We start from the raw sequence: 18,939 nt of genomic DNA, 5'->3' as shown, positions 1-18,939 counted from the left end.
GAGGGTAACTTGCAGGGCGGGGAACGGATTTGCACGCTCTCGGGGCACGGTGACACGGCTAGGCTCACAGCACCTCGTCACCCCGGCCCCCGGTGATCTGCACCCTTTGCCGTTCGTGGATCCGGTTGGAGGCGATGTCGTCGTGCAGCATGACCCCGCACCGCCGTCCCGGCATCTGCGCGTCCGTGAGGACCGCGGTCACACGGTGCTGGAGTTCCGCGGGGAGATCGACATCGCCGCGGCCGCGGAGGTCCTGCCCCATCTGGACCGGGCCACGGGACAGCCGGACGTACGACTGGTGATCGACCTCAGTTCCGTGGAGTTCTTCGACTGCTCCGGGCTGCGACTGCTCTACCGCGCCCGGTCCCGCGTGCTCGACAACAACGGCAGGCTGCTGCTGGTCTGCACGCATCCGCTCACACTGCGGATCATCCGGGTGACGGGCCTGGCCCGGCTGCTGCCCCCGCTGCCGTCACTGGACGCGGCCCTGGGACAGTCCGAGGCCACGTCCGGCACGCTGTGACAGCGGCTCGTTCCACGCTCTCGGGGACCTGACTACTCGCTTCGGGGCGCGTCGAACAGGGCGCTGACGGACTCACCGTTGTGAATGCGCCGCACGGCCTCGGCGAGCGCGGGGGCGATGGACAGGATCCGCAGCTTGTCGGTGCGTTCCTCGTCGGGGACCGGCACGGTGTTGGTGCAGACGATCTCCAGCACGTCGGGCTGCTCACCGATCCGCTTGAGGGCACCGTCCGCGAACAGCCCGTGCGTACAGGCCACCCGGATCGACCGCGGCCCCAACTCCCGCAGCCTGTCCAGGAGTTCGAGAACCGTCGAGCCCTTGGCGATCTCGTCGTCCAGCACGATGACGTCCCGGCCGCCGATCTCGCCGATGACGTCGCTGATGCTCACCCGGTCGTCGGCGAACCGCTGCTTGGCACCGGCGGCCACCTGGGCGCCGATCAGCCGGGCGAAGGCGGCCGCCTCCTTGGCGTTGCCGAGGTCCGGGGAGACGACGGTGGTGCGGGAGAGGTCGTACCTCTGGAAGTGCGCGGCCAGTTCCCGCAGCGCGTGCAGGTGGTCCACCGGGACCGAGAAGAAGCCGTGGACCTGCGGCGAGTGCAGGGTCATGGCGAGGACGCGGCTCGCGCCGGCGGAGACCATCAGGTCGGCGACCAGCCGTCCGCCCAGCGAGATGCGGGGCGCGTCCTTCTTGTCGGAGCGGGCGTAGGAGTAGTGCGGCATGACGACGGTGATCCGGCGGGCGGAGGCGCCGCGGGCCGCGTCGCACATCAGCAGCAGCTCCACCAGGTTCTCCTGGACCGGCCGCACCAGCGGCTGGATGAGGAAGACGTCCCGCTCCCGGCAGTTGGCCTGGAGCTGCACCTCCAGGCAGTCGTTGGCGAACCGGCTGACCCGGGTGGGGCTCAGCGGCACACCGAGATGAGCGCAGACCTCCGCCGCCAGCTCGGGGTGGGCGCTACCGCTGAACACGGCGATGTCTCGCACGAACCTGCTCCTCGGATGATCATCTGGGCTGCCCGGCTCATGCTACTGGCCGCTGAACACCGAGATTCGGTTGCGGTGCCCCGACGGCCGGACGCCGTGCACTGCCCCGGGCCTCGCACCAGGCCATCGAGGAGACCGTCCACGCGATCATGCGGACCGGGCTGATTGGGCCGACCGGCGCAACCGGCGCAACCGTGACGGACCGGCGGGTCACCCTCGTCCGCTCCGGTTTCGTCGGGCCGCTCAGGGCGGCGGCCGACTTCCGCGGGCTCACGCCGATCGTGCCGCGCCGGGCCCTGGAGCGGGCCGGGACCCTGCTGTACGAGCCGCGCCCCGCCTTCGAGGCGGAGGTGGTGCCGGACGCGCCGGCGCCGGTGACGGCTCAGCCGGACGCCGCGGGAGCCCGGTTCACGGGGACGACGAGGGTGGCACGGGCTGGTCGATCACCGGGAACCTTCCGGCCCGGCGGGTTCGCGAACGAACTGCCGCCGGCCGGGCTCACCCACGGCGAGGGGATGTGGCGGTCACGGGTGGCGGGCGACCGCGATCTCAGGACCCTTCAGCCCCCTCCGCCCCGTCACCGGGCCGCCGCGTCCTCACCACGACACCGGCAGCCGCCGCGGCCCCCGTGTCATCTGCCCCTCGCGCCACTCGACGGTCTCCGGGGTGAACTCGGCTCGCAGCCCCGGGAACCGGACGGCCAGACGGTGCAGTGCCAGGCCCAGTTCCAGGCGGGCCAGCCACGCGCCGAGGCAGTGGTGGGGCCCGGCGCCGAAGACCACGCTCGGTGTGGTCAGCGGGGCGAACAGGTCGGTCTCGCCGGGCTGCGGGAAGACGTCCGGGTCGCGGTTGGCCGCGTTGGTCTGGACGGCGACCACGGCACCGGCCGGGATCGTCACACCGCCGACCTCGACCTCCTCGACGGCCCGGCGGATCAGACCGGGCAGCACCCTGCCCTCGCTCAGCGGGATCGTACGCAGGAGCTGTTCCACGGCCGTCTCGGCCGCTTCCTGGCTCTCGGCGAGTCCCGGCCAGGCCCCCTGTCCGTCGGTGAGGAGGTGGACGACGATGTTGCCGAGGGCCGTCATGGTCGTCTCGTGCCCGGCGACGACCAGCCCCAGGACCAGGATCACCAGCCGTGACTCCTCGATGCCGAGGCCGTCGCCCGCGGCGACCAGCGCGCTGACCAGGTCGTCGCCCGGTTCCTTGCGCCGCTCGGCGATCAGTTCCGCGCAGAACAGGCCGAACTCCCTCATGGCCGCGCCGACTTCCTCGGCGGTGTGCGCGCCGCCGGACAGGGCGTGGTCGGCCCAGTCGCGGATACGCTCCCAGTCCGCGTGCTCCAGACCCATCAGCCGCGCGATCACCGACACGGGCAGGCGGCGGGTGAACCCCTCGACGATGTCGGCGGGTTGCGGCTGCCGCGCCAGGTCGTCGAGGAGCAGCTCGACCACGGAGGCGGTCCAGGGCCGCCAGCGGGCGATCGCACGCGGGGTGAAGGCCCGCTGTACCGTGCCGCGCAGCAGCTGGTGGGGCGGGCCGTCCTGGTTGATGAGTCCGTCCGGCGAGTCCAGCAGGTTCGGTACCACGAGCAGCGGCGGGGCGTCGGCGGCCGTGAGCGACTTCCGGTCGAAGCGGGGGTCCATGAGGACCTGGCGGACATCGGCGTAGCGGGTCACGAGCCACACCGGTGTGCCGGTGGCCAGGGCGGTGAGGCGGGGCGGGCCGGACTCGGGCAGGGGGATGCGGTGCATGGGACGAAGGGTCCGGGACGTACTGTCTGTGCTCATCAGGGTCTCCAGACACGCCGGTACGCGAAGTTCCCCACGCTAGTGCGCCGGTCATGCCTGTGACAGTGTCCCAATCGGCCAACAAGACGGTGCAGGAAGGCTTTTGGGCATCGTCCCTGGGCATCCGTGCAGTAGGAAGGAGGGCCGTCGCATGACGACTCCCATCAGGCGCGTGTCCAGGCGTATGCCCGGCTGGGCGAAGGCGGTGAGTGCCGTGGTTCTGGTGCTCGTGGTGTTCTTCGCCGGGATCCGGCTCAGTGTGCTCCCTGGCCTCAAGGACCTGTTCGGCACGGAGACCCACGACCGTACGGGTCCCGCACTTCTGGAGTCCATCCAGGACATCAGCCGTTACGACGCCGCCTCCGGCAATTTCCAGGTCGTCGTGGACCTGGAGAAGGACACCAAGTTCCTGCCCGACGCGATCCGCGGTTCCCGCACCCTGTACGTCGGGGCGGGCGCGGTCGACGCCTACGTCGACCTCGGCAAGGTCGCCAAGAACGACGTGACGGTCAACGGGGACCGCACGGCCGCCACGCTCCATCTGCCGCACGCCCAGCTGGGCAAGGCCACCCTGGACGCCGACCGCTCCTACGCGGTCTCCAAGCAGCGGGGTCTGCTGGACCGGCTCGGCGACTTCTTCTCCGACAACCCCAACAGCGAACAGGCCGTGCAGAAGCTCGCGGTCAGGCACATCACCGAGGCGGCGAAGGAGAGCGAGCTGACCAAGCGGGCCGAGACCAACACCACCAATATGCTCAAGGGCCTGCTGAACTCGCTCGGCTTCACGAAGGTCCAGGTCACCTACGGCACCTGAGCACCCTGCCGAATTTGCCCGGCAGGGAGAGGGCACCGAGCACGGTGGTCCCGACCAGGACCCACCCCACGCAGTCGCCGGCGTACCCGGCCCGAAGGCGCCGCAACGGCGGCGCCTTCGGGCCGGTGCGGCGGCGGGCTGCGCGCCATCCGCCCGGAGTGCAGCGACCGTACGAAGGGAAACCGGAGGACGGTGGGGGTGCGGTGGCATTCTCGGGCCGATCAGGGGTAATCGCCCCACCACATAAGTTAGTTGCAGAGTGGAGGACCGAATGGCCTGGGCGCCCTCACGTTCGCGAGCGGGGTCAGACAGCGGCACGGCCAAGACAGAGCGCGCGGTGAAACCCGCCCGCCCGCGGCGCAATCCGCTCTCTCTCGTCGTCCGCTTCGTGGCGATGGTGTTCGCCTTCGCGTTCATGGTGGCGTTCGCCGTCGTGCTGGCCCGGCTGACGCTGGAGCCCTCGCCCGCGTCGGTGGACCTGACGCACACCAACCTGCATCCAGGCGCCTCCCTCAAGGCCTATCTGGACCAGCCGGAGATGCGGGACGCCTTCAAGCAGATCGGCGGGAACATCCTGCTGGGCGTGCCGTTCGGGATTCTGGTGCCGATCATCGCCCCGAAGACCCGAGGACTGCTGCGGATCCTGCTGCTGACGGCCGTGGTGATGCTGCTGGTCGAGTTCGCACAGGGCGCGCTGGTGGAGGGCCGGGCCTTCGACGTCGACGACGTCATCCTGAACACCTCCGGGGCCCTGATCGGCTACCTGCTGCTGGGGCGGCGCCTGAGCCGGGCCGTGCACAAACCGGCGAAGAAGGCGTAGGGAAACCTCACCCACCCATCCCCTGGTCCGTACCAATGTATTGACGACCCCTTACCTCACCCCTTAAATCAAGAGGCGACACCTTCACCCCCCACCTCGACCGGCGCGCCCGTCCGTCGGGCCGCCGCAGGGAAGGAAGAGCCGTGGCCGCCTCACGCCTGCTGCGCGGATGTCTCCTCGCCGCCCTGTCGTCCGTCCTCCTCGCCTCCGGCACCGCGCACGCGGATCCGCCCGCCGTCCCCGCCGCCGCGGTGACCTTCTCCGACGCCTTCGACGGGCCCGCCGGGGCCGCGGCCGACTCCTCGAAGTGGCAGGTCGAGACCGGCGACAACGTCAACAACCACGAGCGGCAGTACTACACGGCGGGCAACAGGAACGCCGCTCTCGACGGCCAGGGCCATCTCGTGATCACGGCCCGCCGCGAGAACCCGGCGAACTACCAGTGCTGGTACGGCACCTGCCAGTACACCTCGGCCCGGCTGAACACGTCCGGGAGGTTCACCGCGCAGTACGGGCACGTCGAGGCCCGGATGAAGATCCCGCGCGGACAGGGCATGTGGCCGGCGTTCTGGATGCTCGGCACGCCGGTCAACTGGCCGGACTCGGGCGAGATCGACGTCATGGAGAACGTCGGCTTCGAGCCCTCGACCGTGCACGGCACCATCCACGGCCCCGGCTACTCCGGCTCGGGCGGCATCGGCGCCGGTTACTCCCTCCCGAACGGCCAGGCCTTCGCGGACGCCTTTCACACCTTCGCCGTCGACTGGGCGCCTGGATCGATCACCTGGTCCGTGGACGGAAACGTCTACCAGCGGCGCACACCCTCCGACCTGGGCGGTCGTACCTGGGTGTTCGACAAGCCGTTCTTCCTGATCCTGAACCTCGCGGTCGGCGGCTACTGGCCCGGCGACCCGGACGGCTCCACGGCCTTCCCCCAGCAGCTCGTGGTGGACCACGTCTCCGTCACCACCGGTGACACGGCCACCGGGGCGGCGATCCGGGGCCTGGCCGGCAAGTGCGTCGACGTCGCCGGGGCGAACCCCGCGAACGGGACCGCCGTACAGCTCTACGACTGCAACGGCAGCGCGGCCCAGCAGTGGACCGTCGGCTCGGACGGCACGGTCCGCGCGCTCGGCAAGTGCCTGGACGTGACCGGCGGCGGCACCGCGGACGGGACGCCCGTACAGCTCTACGACTGCAACGGCAGCGCGGCCCAGCGCTGGACCGTCACGGGCGCGCACGACCTCGTCAATCCGCAGGCCGGCAAGTGCCTGGACGTCACCGGCAACAACTCGGCCAACGGCACCCGGCTCCAGCTGTGGACCTGCACGGGCGGCGCCAACCAGAAGTGGACGGTCGGCTGAGCCGGTGGGTCAGTGCCGGTGCCAGGTGAACTTGTCGCCGCCGACCCAGCGGACCACGTCCGGGTCGTCCAGGTCGTGGACCGTGATGCCGAAGGCGGCGGCCGCCTCCAGGACGTCGGTGACGGCCCTGGCCTCACCGACCACCTCGCCGTCGATCTCCACGATCCGGAACGGCGGTGTTCCCGGCTGCACCCCGAGCACCATGATCCGCGGGCTGGTGATGTGCGGACTCGCGATTTCGGTCATGGACCGAGCGTAGAACGCATCTCCCGCAAGGGAGAGCCGGGCGTCACCCGCCCACCGGGGCGAGGACCGCCGCCTCCACCGCGCCCTGGGTGGCCGGACGCCCGAAGTCCCCGTGTTCGCCCAGCCGGGTGAGCACGGGGGCGATCGTCTCCCCCTGCTCGAACAGCTCCAGGACCCGCGGGTCGATGCAGGAGGCCCGGCACACGGCGGTGTGTTGCCCGGCCTGCCCTGAGACAAGGGTGGCGCCGGGGGACCCGGCACCCGGTCGACAGGTCGGGGACATCCGACAAGGAACCGGGGTACCCGGCCGCGCACGGGACCAACCACCGGCCCGTCGTGCGGGCGACGCGGGCCTGGGCAACCCTGGAGGTGGAGGTGACCATGGATCCCGTCAGGTCTCTGGAGCGGATCGCCTTCCTGCTGGAGCGGTCCCTGGCACCCACGTACCGCGTCCGTGCCTTCCGCACGGCGGCCCGGGTGCTGACCGAGCTGTCCCCGGACGAGGTGCGGGAGCGGGCGCGGTCCGGGTCGCTGGAGTCGCTCAAGGGCATCGGCCCGAAGACGGCCCAGGTGGTGCGCGAGGCGCTGGCCGGGGACGTGCCCGGCTACCTGGAGAAGCTGGAGGGCGAGGCCGACGCGCCCCGGACCGGGGGCGGTACGGAGCTGCGGGCGCTGCTGCGGGGCGACTGCCATCTGCACTCCGACTGGTCGGACGGGGGCAGCCCGATCGAGGAGATGGGCCGCACCGCCGCCGGACTGGGCCACGACTGGGCGGTGCTCACCGACCACTCGCCCCGTCTGACCGTGGCCCGGGGGCTGTCCCCGGAGCGGCTGCGGCAGCAACTGGACGTGGTGGCCGCGCTGAACGAGACCTGGGCGCCGTTCCGGCTGCTCACCGGCATCGAGTGCGACATCCTCGACGACGGCTCGCTGGACCAGGAGCCGGAGCTCCTGGAGCGCCTGGACGTCGTGGTCGTGTCGGTGCACTCCAAGCTGCGCATGGACGCCCGTTCCATGACCCGGCGCATGGTGGCCGCCGTCCGCGATCCGCACGCCGACGTCCTCGGGCACTGCACGGGACGCCTGGTGACCGGGCGGGGCCGGCCCGAGTCGGAGTTCGACGCGGACGAGGTGTTCGCCGCGTGCGCCGAGTCGGGCACCGCGGTGGAGATCAACAGCCGCCCCGAACGGCTGGACCCGCCACGCCGGTTGCTGCGCAAGGCCGTCGAGGCGGGCGTGCTGTTCTCCGTCGACACCGACGCCCACGCGCCCGGCCAGCTCGACTGGCAGATCCTCGGGTGCGCCAGGGCGGAGGAGTGCGGGGTGCCGGCCGAGCGGGTCGTGACCACCTGGCCGCTGGAGGAGCTCCTGGCCTGGTCCCGTGAAGGCCGGGTGCCGTCCCGAGTGGCGAACGCCTGACGTGGTACCCGTGCGGTACGACAGGAGAGGAGCGGTACATGGAACGGGCGGCAGTGTTCGACGTCGACGGCACCCTGGTGGACACCAACCACCTGCATGTGACGACCTGGTGGGAGGCGCTGCGGCAGGCGGGGCACCGGGTGCCGATGCACGCCGTGCACCGGGCCGTCGGGCTGGGCTCCGACGACCTCGTCGCGCATCTCCTCGGCGAGGCCCGCGACCCGGACCGGGACGCCGAGCTGAGCGCGGCCCACAAGGCCCTGTACGGGCAGTACTTCGACCGCCTGCCCTCGCTGCAGGACGCCGGCCGGCTGCTGCGCCGCCTCGACCGGGACGGCTGGCGGGTGGTCCTCGCGACCTCGGCGGGCGGCGCCGAACTGTCCGCGCTGCGCAAGGCCATCGACGCGGACGACGCGATCATGGCCACCGCGAGCGCCGACGACGTCGAGGAGGGCAAGCCCGCCGCCGAACCCGTGGAGCACGCCCTGGAGCTGGCCGGGGTGGCGGCCGAGAACGCGGTCTTCGTCGGCGACACCATCTGGGACATGCAGGCCGGCACCCGCGCCGGCGTCCACTGCGTCGGCGTGCTGTGCGGCGGCATCCCCCGCGCCGACCTGGTGGAGGCGGGCGCCCGGTCGATCTACGACGATCCCGCCCACCTGCTGGCGTCCCTGGCCGACAGCCCCCTGGCGTGACGGGTCGGAACCCTGGGATGACTCGTGTGACGGAAGCGGTTCGGCCACGGTCCCGGTCGGCGCACGCCCTGCGGCACGAAGCCCATGCCATCGGCCGGGCCGCCCACGCCGCCTGGGACGGGCCCGGCCGGGAACGCGATCTGGTGGTGCAGTCGCTCAAGGCCTCGGTGGCCGCGCTGCTGGCCTGGCTCGTCGCGGGTGTGTGGATGGGCGATCCGATGGCCCTGATGGCGCCCTGGGTGGCGGTGGTCCTGGTACAGGCAACCGTGTTCAGCTCCCTGATGCAGGCGGTACGGCAGTTCACGGCGATCTGCGTCGGGGCGGTGCTGGCATCGGTCGCCCTGGCCGTCACCGGGAACACGCTCGGTGCGGTGGCGCTGTCCGTGCCGCTGCTGATGCTGCTGGCGAACTGGCCGCGCTTCGGCGATCAGGGAATCTACGGCGCCACCACCGCGCTGTTCACGCTCGCCACCGGCGCCGCCGGGGCGTCCGCGGTCGGCCACCGGGTGGGGCAGGCCGCGCTCGGCGCGGTCATCGGTCTCGCCGTGAACGCGTTCGTGCTGCCGCCGATCCATCTGCGGGACGTACGGGAGAACATCGCGGCGCTGGCCGGGGAGGCGGGCGACGTCCTGTACAGGGTGGCCGGTGACCTGCGGGACGGCGGGTGGGACGCGCAGGGCTGGTCGCGTGCCTCGGCCCGTCTCGAACACCGTCTGGAGGCGCTGCGGTCCGCCCGGCGCTGGAGCCGGGAGAGCCTGCGTCTGACGGCCGCCCCGCTGCGTGCCGTACGGCGGCCGCCTGCGCAGACGCCTCCGGAACAGGACGACGAGCGCTGGAGCCGGGTCACCGGGCACATCCGCGCACTCACCCGGTCCCTGGCCGTGGCCGCCGACGACGACCGGGTGTCCTCGGCGCCCGACGGGCCGGCACTGGACGCCTACGCCCGGCTCCTGGAGCTGATCGGCGATGTCTGCCACGCGCAGAGCCGCCGTCTGCTGGATGCCGATGACGACGTGTCCGTGGAAGACGGGACGAGGGCGGAGATGGAGGAACTGCTCGGGCGGCTGCGGGACGGAATGCGGGAGCACGCGGGGCAGGAGGCCGCCGGCACGACGGTGCTGGGAACCCTGCTGCTCCAGGCCGAGAACCTGTGGAGCGAGACCGTTCCGACCGGTCGGAAGGGGTGACACAGCTCACCCGGAATCGCCCCCCGTAACGGAACACCACAGGGTCATTGCCCGTTGAACAAACCGTGGGTATGGATGGGACAATGTCCCCGGGCCTCACCTTTTGCCCACAGGGACGATCGTTCGGCTGAAGCCCTGTGGAGCCTTTCGCCGAGAGGCGACCGCCATCCATACCCACCACAGACCAGCCCCGACCGTGATTCCCCCGTCCGGTCGGGGCTTCCTCATGCCCGGGCCGTGGTGCCGGGGCGGGGCGGACTTGACTTCGAGCGCACTCCAATTCGTAGCGTTCCCGCCATGAGCACTGCACAGCACAAGATCGGTTCGGGATTCGGCGCCCACAGCACCGCCGACGACGTCCTCAATTGCACGGACCTGTCCGGCAAGCTCGCGATCGTCACCGGCGGCTACTCCGGGCTCGGCCTGGAGACCACCAGGGCCCTCACCAAGGCGGGCGCCCGGGTCGTCGTTCCGGCCCGCCGCCCGGACACCGCGAGGGAGGCCCTCGCCGGCCTCGACCGGGTCGAACTGGACGAACTCGACCTCGGTGACCTGGAGAGCGTGCGCGCCTTCGCCGAGCGCTTCCTCGCCTCCGGCCGCACGGTCGACCTCGTCATCGACAACGCCGGGATCATGGCCTGCCCCCAGACCCGGGTCGGGCCCGGCTGGGAAGCACAGTTCGCGACCAACCACCTCGGTCACTTCGCGCTGATCAACCGGCTGTGGCCGGCCATCGAGCCCGGCGGCGCCCGCGTGGTCTCGGTGTCCTCGCGCGCCCACCACTTCCACGGCATGCGCTGGGACGACGTCCAGTGGCGGACGGGCTACGACAAGTGGCTGGCGTACGGCCAGGCGAAGACGGCGAACGTCCTGTTCGCCGTCCGCCTCGACGAACTCGGCGCCGACCGCGGGGTGCGGGCCTTCGCGCTCCACCCGGGCGGCATCCTCACCCCGTTGCAGCGTCACCTCCCCAAGGCGGAGATGGTGGAGCGCGGCTGGATCGACGAGCAGGGCAACGCGCTCAACCCCTCCGGTTTCAAGAGCCCGGAGCAGGGCGCGGCGACACAGGTGTGGGCGGCGACCTCGCCCCAGCTGGCCGGAATGGGCGGCGTCTACCTGGAGGACTGCGACATCGCCGAGCCCGCCGTCGACGGCGACGAGAGCGGCGGCGTCAAGGCCTGGGCGACCGACCCGGAGCAGGCGGCACGTCTGTGGACGCTGTCGGCTGAGCTGACGGGTGTGAACGCGTTCGCGTGAACCGGCCGCGTCAGTGCCTGCCGAGTTCCCTCGGCCCGTACAGCGCGGCGGGCGCCCCGGTCTCCAGTGCCCAGTACCGGTCGCCGTAGGACCAGTGCCACCACTCGGTGGGGTAGTTGACCAGGCCCGCCGCGCTCAAGGCCCCGCCCAGCACGGCCCGGTTGGCCCTGGCCTCCTCGCTGATGTTGCCGGCGCCGGTGTAGCAGGCGCCGTCGCTCTCCTCCGGGTTGGCGTTCATGGCGGTGCCGAGGTCCAGTTCGCGGCCGTCGGCGTCCGCGAGGGTCAGGTCGACGGCCGCGCCGGCGCTGTGCGGGGCTATCTCGGGCGGGGAGACATAGCGGCTGGCAGCCGTGCGGACACGGTCGGCGGACCAGTCCGGGTGGGCGGCGCGCAACTCGTCGGTGTACGACGCGAAGTACTGCCGCTGAAGGGCGGGCGGCCGGTATCCCTCGACGAAGAGCAGGCGCAGGCCGCCGGGCAGCAGTGCCTCGGCCTCGATCAGCCGGGCGAGGACACCCTCGCGCAGATGGACCTCGGCGCCCAGGGAGTCCTCGTTCTTGCGCTCGTCGACGAGGAGCCGGTCACGGACGTCCACGAGGGGTTCGCCGTTCTCCTCGACGGGCACGGCGGCGACACGGGCGTCGGACATCAGGATGATCTCGCTCATGGGCCGATCATCCCGTGACCGGAGACCGGGCACTGGGGCGGCCCCGAGGCGAGCACTTCGACCGGCGGCAGGATCGTGCTCACGGGCGCCACCGGCACCGTGGGAACCAACGTGAAGCGCCGTTCGCGGGCGGTGGTCCGACCGGCGACGACCCGGCGCACCGAGCCGCCGAAGGGCCGCGAGGTCAGCCCGAGGGCTCTTCGGGCTCCGGCTCTTCCGGGTGCACCGTGTCCGACCCCTGCGAGCCCTGCCTCCCGGTACCGGCCTCGTCGGTGGGGGGCACGTCCTCTTCGGCCCCTTCGGCTGCCTCGGTATCCGTGGTGTCGACGGTGTTCCCCCGGGCCCGGCCCTCGCCGACCTCCCAGGGGTCGTCGCCCTCGTGTGCCTGCTGGTCCGGGAAGTCCCGGGGCACCGGCGTGCCGTTCTCGCCGGGTCCTTCGAGTCGGTGGTCCATGGCGTGCTCCTTTCGTCCTGGCGGGCACGCGGGTACCTTCGCGCCGACCGGCGAAACGTCAGCGCGGGGTCCGCTCCTCCAGCGCCGTCCGCCAGGCCGGTGCCGGTCCCCGGGGTGCGGGTTCGGGACGCCGGCCGCCGCGGGCGAAGAAGTCGGCGAGCGGGACGATGGCCGCTCCGACGGTGACCGCGTCGGGGCCGAGGCGTCCGAGGTCGACGGTGACCTTCTCGGCCGGGTACCGGAGCGCGTACGCCGTCGCGTGGCGTCGTACGGCGGACAGGAACCGTGCGCCCAGCCGGAGCCCGGCCCAGCCGCCGACGATGATCCGCTCCGGCTGGAAGAGGTTGATCAGGTCCGACAGGCCGGCGCCCAGGTACTCGGCGCTCTCCTCCAGGACGGCGAGCGCGGCCGGGTCTCCCGCGGTGCCCTCGGCGGGGTGGGCGGCGGCGAGCAGGGCGGTCAGGGCGGTCTCCTCGTCGGCCCCCTCGGGCGGCCGCCCGCCCTCCTCGCGCCAGCGCTCCAGCAGCGCTTCGGCGCCCGCGTAGGCCTCCAGGCAGCCGAGGGCACCGCAGCGGCAGCGACGCCCCCTGACCCGTACGGTCAGATGCCCCCACTCGACCGCCCGGCCGTGCTCCACCTCGGGCGTCACCACGCAGGCGCCGACACCGGAGCCGAGGAGGACCACGACGGCGTTGCGGGCACCGCGGCCGCCGCCGAACCACATCTCGGCCTGGCCGAGGGTCTTGGCGCCGTTGTCGATGAAGTACCGGACGGGGAACGGGGACCCGGTGCGCAGCAGTTCCTCCAGCGGGACGGCGTCCCAGCCGATGGTCTGTCCGTGCACGACGGCCCCGCTGTGCGGGGTGTGCGCGACGATGCCGGGCACCCCGACGCCGACGCCGAGCAGCCGCTCGGGGGCCGTCCCGGAGGCGGCGAGGACCTCGGCGACGCCGTCCAGGATGTGCCCGACGATGACCTCGACGTCATAGCGGCGGTCGGTCAACGGGCGTTCGGCGCGGGCGAGTTCGGTGAGGGTCAGGTCGAACAGCTCGACGCGCACCCGGGTCTCGCCGACGTCGACGCCGATCATGTGTCCGCTGTCGGGCGCCACCCGCAGCAGCGTGCGGGGGCGTCCGCCGTCGGATTCGACGCTGCCGGCCTCCTCCACCAGGCCGTCGGCCACCAGGTCGGCGACGACGTTGCTGACCGAGCCGGAGCTGAGCCCGGTCGCCGGGCCGAGTTCGAAGCGGCTGAGGGGTCCGTCGAAGTAGAGGCGCTGGAGCACGGCCGTGCGGTTGGCGCGTCTGAGGTCGCGTACGGTGCGTCCGTTCACGGCGGTTCAGGCTCCGGTGACCGGGGTGAGGGCCGCGATCTCGTCCAGGGCGGCGACGAGTTCGGGTGCCACCACCGCCTGGACCCAGCGTTGCCTGTCGTCGTCGACGGCCCGCGGGACCGTCTCGGTGAGCATGATCAGGTAGAGGTAGGAGCGGTAGAGCGCCAGCCGCAGGCGGGCCGGGACGTCGAAGTCGGCCCGGCCGCCCGCCTCCCGGTACCCGGCGAGGAACGCCTCGTCCTTCTTGATGTCCCAGAGCAGCGCCAGGGAGACGAAGTCGGCGAGGGGGTCGCCCCAGAGCATCCGCTCGCCGTCGATGAGCCCGCCGATGCGAGGCTCCCCGCCGGCCGGGCGGTCCAGCAGGATGTTGCCGTCCCACAGGTCGAAGTGGACCAGCGCGGGGACGGTGACCTCGTCGAGCGCGGGGAAGCCGGCCCGCAGTGTGGCCGCCACCTGGTCGACGGACCGGGGCAGCCGTGCTCCGTAGTCCCGGGCGTCCTCCAGGATGGCGTCGATCATGGCCGTGAACGCGGTGCGCCAGTCGGGGGCGAGCGGGCCGAGGGCGCCGGAGGGGTAGCCGTGGCCCGGCCCGGTCACCGTGTGCAGCCGGGCCACCTGGCGGCCCAACTCCCTGCGCAGCGGGATCCGTTCAGCCTCGGTGACCGATCCGTCCCAGGGCTCTCCGGGACAGGCCGTCATCAGCAGATGCGGTACGGCGGTGTCATCACCGAGGGCCACGACGCGTGGGGCCACGACCTCCGCCACGGCGGCCGCGCGGTAGAACTCCGCCTCGGAGACGAGGAGTTCACGCTCGTAGCGCAGGCCGGGAACGGTGGACGCGGGCGGGGTCTTCAGGACGTACCGGGTGCCGTCGGTGAGGCGGAGTTCCTCGACGGTGTTGTACGTCCCGCCGCTCAGCGGACGCACCCCGGCGAGGAGGCCGGGGTCGAGTCCTGCGCCCGCCAGTACCCGTCGGGCCCACTCCTCGGAGTCCACCAATGCCCCGCCCCTTCCCTCACCCCGCGGCGTGCACACGCCCGTCGAGCCGTCGCCCGGCCCCCGTCTCGTCGGCGTCCGGTGTGCGCTCCCGCAACAGCCTACGGAATGCGTCCCGTACGCCGGGAGCCCTTCGTGATCCTTCTCGGCGGGCTGACCCGCGGCGGCTGTCGGCCCGGTGGGCGTCGTGAGCGCGCACTGCCGTACGGGACCGGTGTCACGCCTGTCCGCTCGGCGTGCGGGCGGCCGGCATGCGGTCCCCGGCGTTCCCCTCCGCGCGGGCGGTCCCCGCGCCCTCCGGCGCCCCGAAGCGGGCCAGGGTGTGCCACACCATCTTGAGGTCCTGGAGTGCGTACCGGCCGCTGCGGGCGGCGTCGCCGATGATCCGGGGGTCGACCACCGAGTCCTCGGCGATGCGCGCGCCAAGGTCGGCGTACTCCTGCCCGCGGTAGTCGGCGTGACGATGCAGTGCGGCCACGGTGATCCGGTAGCCGGGGTGCCATTCGACGGGGACCGGCAGCAGGCGGGCCGCCGCCTCAACGGGCGTGTTCCGGTAGCTCGCGTCCAGGACGAGGGCCTCCACATGCCGGGCCAGGTCGACGCCGCCGTGCACCTGGGCCTCGATGTAGTCGTTGAGGGCGTCCTGCTCGTCCGCCTCCGCGAGGGCGATCAGGGACATGCCGGCGGCGACTCCGAAGTGGACCGGTTCGGCGGCGCTGTCGGGATAGCAGAAGGTGGCGCGGGCCAGGGGCGTGCCGGTCAGCCGGAAGTGCGAGGAGCCGAACCGGGGGGCCGCGCCGACCACTTGACGTCGGAAGTTCAGGGCGCCGTACACGGGCCGGTCGTGCGGGGCCGCGTCGTCGTAGGCACCGCCGAAGATCCGGCTCTCCCAGCGCCAGCGGTCGCCGCCGGGGTGTGCGGTCAGTCCGCCGTTGCTGGTGCCGGTGACGAACTGCGAGTGGTAGGCCCCGTCCCGGGCCAGCGCCTCAAGGAGGTTCAGGTCGCCCGCCGTGCGGTCCGGGTGGAAGTTGAGCGTGATGCGCACGTCAGGGGCGACGGCCGGCCCCTCCGAGAACACGGCGACATGCCTCAGCGCCGCCCGCGCCCGCGCTGACCCGAGTGCACCCACTGAACTTCCCTCCCCGACGGCCCACCGCATGATCACCCGCCGAGGAGGCCCCCCGCACCCCGTTTTTGACAGGTGGGACTACTCCGGTCCGACGGCGAGCACGATCTTGCCGCGGTTGTCACGTCGCTCCAGCCGCTCGTGGGCGGCCCGTGCCTCTGCCAGGGGTACGACGGTCTCGACCGGCACGCGATAGCCGCCGGCGACGACCCGCTCGGCCAGTTCCCGCAGGTCCGGTCGCGGGTCGTAGCCATGGATCTGAAGATTGGTGAGCTGGAAGCCGAGGATCGAGGCGTTCTTGGGATAGAAGTCGCGGGTGTCCACGGTGCTCGGCTCCAGGGCGACGTTGGCGAGCGCGACGACCCGGCCCCCGTGGGCGACCTCGCGCAGGCTCCGTCCGAAGGCCCGCCCGCCGACGGTGTCGAGGACGACATCGGCACCGCGGCCGTCGGTGAGCCGCAGCACCTCCTCGACCTCCGCCTCGTCGGGGTGGGCGGAGGTGTCGACGGTGATGTCGGCGCCGAACTCACCCGCCCAGGCGGCCTTCTCGGCCGAGCCTGCCAGGGCGATGACCCGCGCCCCGGTCTCGGCGGCGACCTGCACGGCCGCGGTGCCGACGCCGCTCGCCGCCGCCTTCACCACCACCGTGTCGCCCTTGGAGACGCGGGCGAGGTGACGCAGGCAGTACCAGGCGCTGAGCCAGGCGATCGGAAGGGCGGCCGCCCGCGTCAGGTCCACCCCGTCGGGGAGAGTCACCAGGAGCGTGGTGGGCACCGTCGCCAACTCGGCATAGAAACCGGACGACTTGCCGCCGTCCATGGCCATGACCCGCTGTCCTGGCGCGAACCCGGTAACCCCCTCCCCCACCGCGACGACGATCCCGGCCGCCTCGGCGCCCGGGATCAACGGCGGGCGCCCGGCCCGGTGATAGAGACCGGCACGGAGCAGGGCGTCCGCCCGGTTCACCCCGGCCGCGACGATCCGCACCAGCACCTCTCCGGGCCCCGGAACCGGGTCGGGAACCTCGACCGGCACCAGTACTTCCGGTCCGCCGAACCTGTCGATCCGCACCGCGCGCATTGCGTACCCGCTCCCTGTCGTGGCCGCCCGAGCGACCGACACCGGTTGATATGGTGTCACCATCCGACACCGCATCAACCGGTGTCAAGAGGGTCCACACCCGGATACGACACCGCATGAACCGGTGTACGATCTCCGCCATGACCGGCAGCCCCGACCCCGCCCTCGCTTTCCCGTTCGTCGGCGGCCGCCCCTGCCTGGACTTCGCGGCCACCCTCGGCAAACGGCACGCCACCGCGCTGGAGCGGCTCCCCGACCCCGCCGCCCTCGCGCGCTGGTTCGCGGAGGCGGAACTGGCCGTCGGCGAAGGCCCGGTACGGGTCACCGCGCGCGACCTGGCGGAGGCCCGCCTCCTGCGCGAGGCCCTGTACGGCCTGGTCCGCGCCGCGATGGCCGGACGGCAGCCGAACCCATCCGACGTCGAGCGGGTCAACGCCTGCGCCGCCCAGCCCGACCTCGCGCCCCAGCTGGGCCCGGACCGCTGGAGCGCGCGCAGTCCGGCCCGCGCGGCCCTGTCGACGGTGGCCCGGGACGCCGTACTCCTGGTGCGGGGCCCGCTTCTCGACAGGGTGAAGGAGTGCGGGAACCCGGAGTGCTCGCTGCTGTTCCTGGACGACTCCCAGGCGCGGCGCCGCCGCTGGTGTTCGATGGACCGCTGCGGCAACCTGGCGAAGATCGCGGGCTACCGGTCCCGCAGCCGGGCCGCCTCCACGCACTGAAGGCGGGCCGCCGACGGCCGGGGTGCTCCGGAAAACACCCCAGGTCACCCGGGGTGTCCGCCGTCACTGCCCCCGTTCCCTCGCCGTCGACCGCCCGTACCCCACAATGTGGGCACGCTCGCGGACAGTTACGGTCCGCAAAGCGTGCACCGGACGCCGATGTGGAAGGGGAACACCCTGAGGATGCGAGATGTACGTGAGTGGACGGCGTCCCTGGTGCGCTTCGTGAAGCGGCGCCGGGACCCCGTGGTCGTGCAGACGCTGCGGTCGGCGGCCGCGGCGACGATCGCGTACGTCATCGCGCTCCGGCTCAGCCCGGAGGCGGCGCCGCTCACCGCGCCCCTGACCGCGCTGCTCGTCGTCCAGGTCACCCTGTACTCCACGCTCACCACCGGTATCCGCCGGGTGAACTCGGTGGTGACCGGGGTTCTCGTCGCCATCGCCTTCAGTCTGCTGGTGGGGCTGACCTGGTGGAGCCTGGGCCTGCTGATCGTGGCGTCCCTGGTGGTCGGGCGGCTCGTGCGGGTCGAGGAGTTCGTGCCCGAGGTGGCGATCAGCGCGATGCTGGTCCTCGGCGTGACGACGGTCGGGGACACGGCCTGGGCACGCGTGGTGGAGACGCTGATCGGCGCGGTCGTCGGCCTCGCCTGCAACCTGCTGCTCGCTCCCCCGGTGTGGGTGGACGAGGCGGGTGAGTCGATCGAGGGGCTGGCCCGCCGGGTGCGCAAGCTGATGCTGCGGATGGGCGAGGAGGCCGTCGGCCGTACACCCGTGGAGCTCGCGACCGCCAGACTGTACGAGGCGCGGGAGCTCGACCACGACATCGTCGAGGTGGACGCCGCCCTGAAACAGGCAGAGGACAGCCTCAAGTTCAACCCCAGGGTCAAGGAGGGCCTGCTGCACCGGGTGGTGCTGCGCACCGGACTCGACACGCTGGAGATCTGCACGGTCGTCCTGCGGGTCCTCGCCCGCACCCTCACCGACCTCGCGAAGGAGCGCGACCCGTTCGCGGAGGAGCCGGACCTGCTCGACAAGGGGCAGGATCCCGAGCCGCTGTTCGGGCCGGAGACCGGTCGCACCGTGGAGCAGCTGCTGTCCGAGATCGGCGACGCCGTGGTCAGCTTCGCCGTCCTGGTCACCACCCATGTGAGTGTGAGCGCCGAGTCGGCGGAGGCCCGGCTCACCGCGGAACTGCGCCAGGCCACCTCGACCCGGGACAAGCTGGCCCAGCTGCTGCTGGAGGAGATCCAGCGCGACGCCCGCCACTGGCAGCTGCACGGGGCCGTTTTGACCGAGGTCAACCGCATCCTCGACGAGCTGGACACCGACCACCGCTCGCGCCGCCTGCTGGAGGAACTGGACCGGTCCGCCCGTGAGCAGCGCGAGCGGATGCCGCACCTGACGCGGTTCCAGGAACAGTGGCGCAGGAACCGATCGGCGCTCGCCCGTCGTTCTAGGTGACG

The 18,939-nt window shown here is 72.2% G+C and carries 20 protein-coding genes and 1 pseudogene; 11 read left to right on the top strand and 10 right to left on the bottom strand.

Features of this window, described 5'->3' with window-relative positions:
• Window positions 1–142 precede the first annotated feature (142 nt).
• Window positions 143–523: an anti-sigma factor antagonist gene (locus ACZ48Z_RS20050; protein ID WP_468737186.1), complete on the top strand. Its 381-nt coding sequence runs from the start codon at window positions 143–145 to the stop codon at window positions 521–523.
• Window positions 524–555: 32 nt separating this feature from the next.
• Here the strand turns inward: ACZ48Z_RS20050 and ACZ48Z_RS20045 are convergent, their stop codons facing one another.
• Window positions 556–1,509, bottom strand: coding sequence for a ribose-phosphate diphosphokinase (locus tag ACZ48Z_RS20045; RefSeq protein ID WP_468737185.1), 954 nt, complete (start codon window positions 1,507–1,509; stop codon window positions 556–558).
• Between the two features lie 98 nt (window positions 1,510–1,607).
• On the opposite strand from ACZ48Z_RS20045, the pseudogene ACZ48Z_RS20040 reads away from it, so the two are divergent.
• A pseudogene (locus ACZ48Z_RS20040) lies at window positions 1,608–2,063 on the top strand (GTP-binding protein); the annotation flags it as partial.
• Window positions 2,064–2,105: 42 nt separating this feature from the next.
• Here ACZ48Z_RS20040 and ACZ48Z_RS20035 read toward each other — a convergent pair.
• Window positions 2,106–3,299, bottom strand: coding sequence for a cytochrome P450 (locus tag ACZ48Z_RS20035; RefSeq protein ID WP_468737184.1), 1,194 nt, complete (start codon window positions 3,297–3,299; stop codon window positions 2,106–2,108).
• Window positions 3,300–3,450: 151 nt separating this feature from the next.
• Between ACZ48Z_RS20035 and ACZ48Z_RS20030 the strand changes: the two genes are divergently transcribed.
• The 3 genes from ACZ48Z_RS20030 (at window position 3,451) to ACZ48Z_RS20020 (ending at window position 6,297) form a co-directional block, all read left to right on the top strand.
• Window positions 3,451–4,113 (top strand): DUF4230 domain-containing protein, encoded by a 663-nt coding sequence (locus tag ACZ48Z_RS20030; RefSeq protein WP_468737183.1) that lies wholly within the window; start codon window positions 3,451–3,453, stop codon window positions 4,111–4,113.
• Window positions 4,114–4,384: 271 nt separating this feature from the next.
• The gene (locus tag ACZ48Z_RS20025; protein ID WP_468737182.1) at window positions 4,385–4,933 is read left to right on the top strand and encodes a VanZ family protein; all 549 of its coding nucleotides are present in this window, start codon (window positions 4,385–4,387) and stop codon (window positions 4,931–4,933) included.
• Between the two features lie 143 nt (window positions 4,934–5,076).
• On the top strand, window positions 5,077–6,297 hold the full coding sequence (locus tag ACZ48Z_RS20020; protein ID WP_468737181.1) for an RICIN domain-containing protein: 1,221 nt from the start codon (window positions 5,077–5,079) through the stop codon (window positions 6,295–6,297).
• A 9-nt stretch (window positions 6,298–6,306) separates the two neighbouring features.
• On the opposite strand, the gene ACZ48Z_RS20015 is transcribed toward ACZ48Z_RS20020, so the two are convergent.
• Entirely contained in the window at window positions 6,307–6,543 is a 237-nt protein-coding gene (locus ACZ48Z_RS20015; RefSeq protein WP_328752431.1) for a hypothetical protein, read from the bottom strand.
• 43 nt (window positions 6,544–6,586) lie between these two features.
• Window positions 6,587–6,748 carry a hypothetical protein gene (locus ACZ48Z_RS20010; RefSeq protein ID WP_468737180.1) on the bottom strand — a complete coding sequence of 54 codons (162 nt, stop codon included), beginning with the start codon at window positions 6,746–6,748 and terminating at the stop codon, window positions 6,587–6,589.
• Between the two features lie 176 nt (window positions 6,749–6,924).
• Here ACZ48Z_RS20010 and ACZ48Z_RS20005 point away from each other — a divergent pair, with 176 nt between their 5' ends.
• The 4 genes from ACZ48Z_RS20005 to ACZ48Z_RS19990 all read left to right on the top strand — a co-directional run bounded on the left by ACZ48Z_RS20005 (window position 6,925) and on the right by ACZ48Z_RS19990 (window position 11,101).
• Entirely contained in the window at window positions 6,925–7,962 is a 1,038-nt protein-coding gene (locus ACZ48Z_RS20005) for a PHP domain-containing protein (RefSeq protein WP_468737179.1), read from the top strand.
• A gap of 38 nt (window positions 7,963–8,000) precedes the next feature.
• A complete protein-coding gene (locus ACZ48Z_RS20000; RefSeq protein ID WP_468737178.1) occupies window positions 8,001–8,657 on the top strand; it encodes an HAD family hydrolase in 657 nt (218 codons plus the stop codon).
• A gap of 17 nt (window positions 8,658–8,674) precedes the next feature.
• On the top strand, window positions 8,675–9,844 hold the full coding sequence (locus ACZ48Z_RS19995) for an aromatic acid exporter family protein (protein ID WP_468737177.1): 1,170 nt from the start codon (window positions 8,675–8,677) through the stop codon (window positions 9,842–9,844).
• Between the two features lie 297 nt (window positions 9,845–10,141).
• Window positions 10,142–11,101, top strand: coding sequence for an SDR family NAD(P)-dependent oxidoreductase (locus ACZ48Z_RS19990; RefSeq protein WP_468737176.1), 960 nt, complete (start codon window positions 10,142–10,144; stop codon window positions 11,099–11,101).
• Between the two features lie 10 nt (window positions 11,102–11,111).
• Here ACZ48Z_RS19990 and ACZ48Z_RS19985 read toward each other — a convergent pair whose 3' ends face one another.
• The 6 genes from ACZ48Z_RS19985 to ACZ48Z_RS19960 form a co-directional block, all read right to left on the bottom strand.
• Window positions 11,112–11,768 (bottom strand): M15 family metallopeptidase, encoded by a 657-nt coding sequence (locus tag ACZ48Z_RS19985; RefSeq protein WP_468737175.1) that lies wholly within the window; start codon window positions 11,766–11,768, stop codon window positions 11,112–11,114.
• A 184-nt stretch (window positions 11,769–11,952) separates the two neighbouring features.
• Window positions 11,953–12,222 (bottom strand): hypothetical protein, encoded by a 270-nt coding sequence (locus tag ACZ48Z_RS19980; protein ID WP_468737174.1) that lies wholly within the window; start codon window positions 12,220–12,222, stop codon window positions 11,953–11,955.
• A gap of 58 nt (window positions 12,223–12,280) precedes the next feature.
• Window positions 12,281–13,555: an ROK family protein gene (locus ACZ48Z_RS19975; RefSeq protein ID WP_468737173.1), complete on the bottom strand. Its 1,275-nt coding sequence runs from the start codon at window positions 13,553–13,555 to the stop codon at window positions 12,281–12,283.
• A gap of 6 nt (window positions 13,556–13,561) precedes the next feature.
• Complete coding sequence (locus ACZ48Z_RS19970) at window positions 13,562–14,554, bottom strand: phosphotransferase family protein (RefSeq protein WP_468737172.1); 993 nt, start codon at window positions 14,552–14,554, stop codon at window positions 13,562–13,564.
• A 214-nt stretch (window positions 14,555–14,768) separates the two neighbouring features.
• Entirely contained in the window at window positions 14,769–15,710 is a 942-nt protein-coding gene (locus ACZ48Z_RS19965) for a DUF3626 domain-containing protein (RefSeq protein WP_468737171.1), read from the bottom strand.
• Window positions 15,711–15,758: 48 nt separating this feature from the next.
• Window positions 15,759–16,757, bottom strand: a complete 999-nt coding sequence (locus ACZ48Z_RS19960) for a quinone oxidoreductase family protein (protein ID WP_468737170.1) — start codon at window positions 16,755–16,757, stop codon at window positions 15,759–15,761.
• A 140-nt stretch (window positions 16,758–16,897) separates the two neighbouring features.
• Between ACZ48Z_RS19960 and ACZ48Z_RS19955 the strand changes: the two genes are divergently transcribed.
• Together ACZ48Z_RS19955 and ACZ48Z_RS19950 are read left to right on the top strand one after the other, a co-directional pair.
• On the top strand, window positions 16,898–17,476 hold the full coding sequence (locus ACZ48Z_RS19955) for a CGNR zinc finger domain-containing protein (protein WP_468737169.1): 579 nt from the start codon (window positions 16,898–16,900) through the stop codon (window positions 17,474–17,476).
• Window positions 17,477–17,659: 183 nt separating this feature from the next.
• Window positions 17,660–18,937: an FUSC family protein gene (locus tag ACZ48Z_RS19950; RefSeq protein ID WP_468737168.1), complete on the top strand. Its 1,278-nt coding sequence runs from the start codon at window positions 17,660–17,662 to the stop codon at window positions 18,935–18,937.
• The last annotated feature ends 2 nt before the right edge of the window (window positions 18,938–18,939 follow it).

The organism is Streptomyces sp. NPDC031225 (genome assembly GCF_055570355.1).
Note: the sequence above shows the minus strand (reverse complement) of the source record. Positions and strands in the feature narration are given on the sequence as shown.

Bases quoted from the DNA above. Each gene is read 5' to 3' on its own strand.
- ACZ48Z_RS20035 (WP_468737184.1), bottom strand. From the start codon at position 3,299: ATGAGCACAGACAGTACGTCCCGGACCCTTCGTCCCATGCACCGCATC.
- ACZ48Z_RS20030 (WP_468737183.1), top strand. From the start codon at position 3,451: ATGACGACTCCCATCAGGCGCGTGTCCAGGCGTATGCCCGGCTGGGCG.
- ACZ48Z_RS20025 (WP_468737182.1), top strand. From the start codon at position 4,385: ATGGCCTGGGCGCCCTCACGTTCGCGAGCGGGGTCAGACAGCGGCACG.
- ACZ48Z_RS20015 (WP_328752431.1), bottom strand. From the start codon at position 6,543: ATGACCGAAATCGCGAGTCCGCACATCACCAGCCCGCGGATCATGGTG.
- ACZ48Z_RS20005 (WP_468737179.1), top strand. From the start codon at position 6,925: ATGGATCCCGTCAGGTCTCTGGAGCGGATCGCCTTCCTGCTGGAGCGG.
- ACZ48Z_RS20000 (WP_468737178.1), top strand. From the start codon at position 8,001: ATGGAACGGGCGGCAGTGTTCGACGTCGACGGCACCCTGGTGGACACC.
- ACZ48Z_RS19995 (WP_468737177.1), top strand. From the start codon at position 8,675: ATGACTCGTGTGACGGAAGCGGTTCGGCCACGGTCCCGGTCGGCGCAC.
- ACZ48Z_RS19990 (WP_468737176.1), top strand. From the start codon at position 10,142: ATGAGCACTGCACAGCACAAGATCGGTTCGGGATTCGGCGCCCACAGC.
- ACZ48Z_RS19985 (WP_468737175.1), bottom strand. From the start codon at position 11,768: ATGAGCGAGATCATCCTGATGTCCGACGCCCGTGTCGCCGCCGTGCCC.
- ACZ48Z_RS19980 (WP_468737174.1), bottom strand. From the start codon at position 12,222: ATGGACCACCGACTCGAAGGACCCGGCGAGAACGGCACGCCGGTGCCC.
- ACZ48Z_RS19965 (WP_468737171.1), bottom strand. From the start codon at position 15,710: ATGCGGTGGGCCGTCGGGGAGGGAAGTTCAGTGGGTGCACTCGGGTCA.
- ACZ48Z_RS19960 (WP_468737170.1), bottom strand. From the start codon at position 16,757: ATGCGCGCGGTGCGGATCGACAGGTTCGGCGGACCGGAAGTACTGGTG.
- ACZ48Z_RS19955 (WP_468737169.1), top strand. From the start codon at position 16,898: ATGACCGGCAGCCCCGACCCCGCCCTCGCTTTCCCGTTCGTCGGCGGC.
- ACZ48Z_RS19950 (WP_468737168.1), top strand. From the start codon at position 17,660: ATGCGAGATGTACGTGAGTGGACGGCGTCCCTGGTGCGCTTCGTGAAG.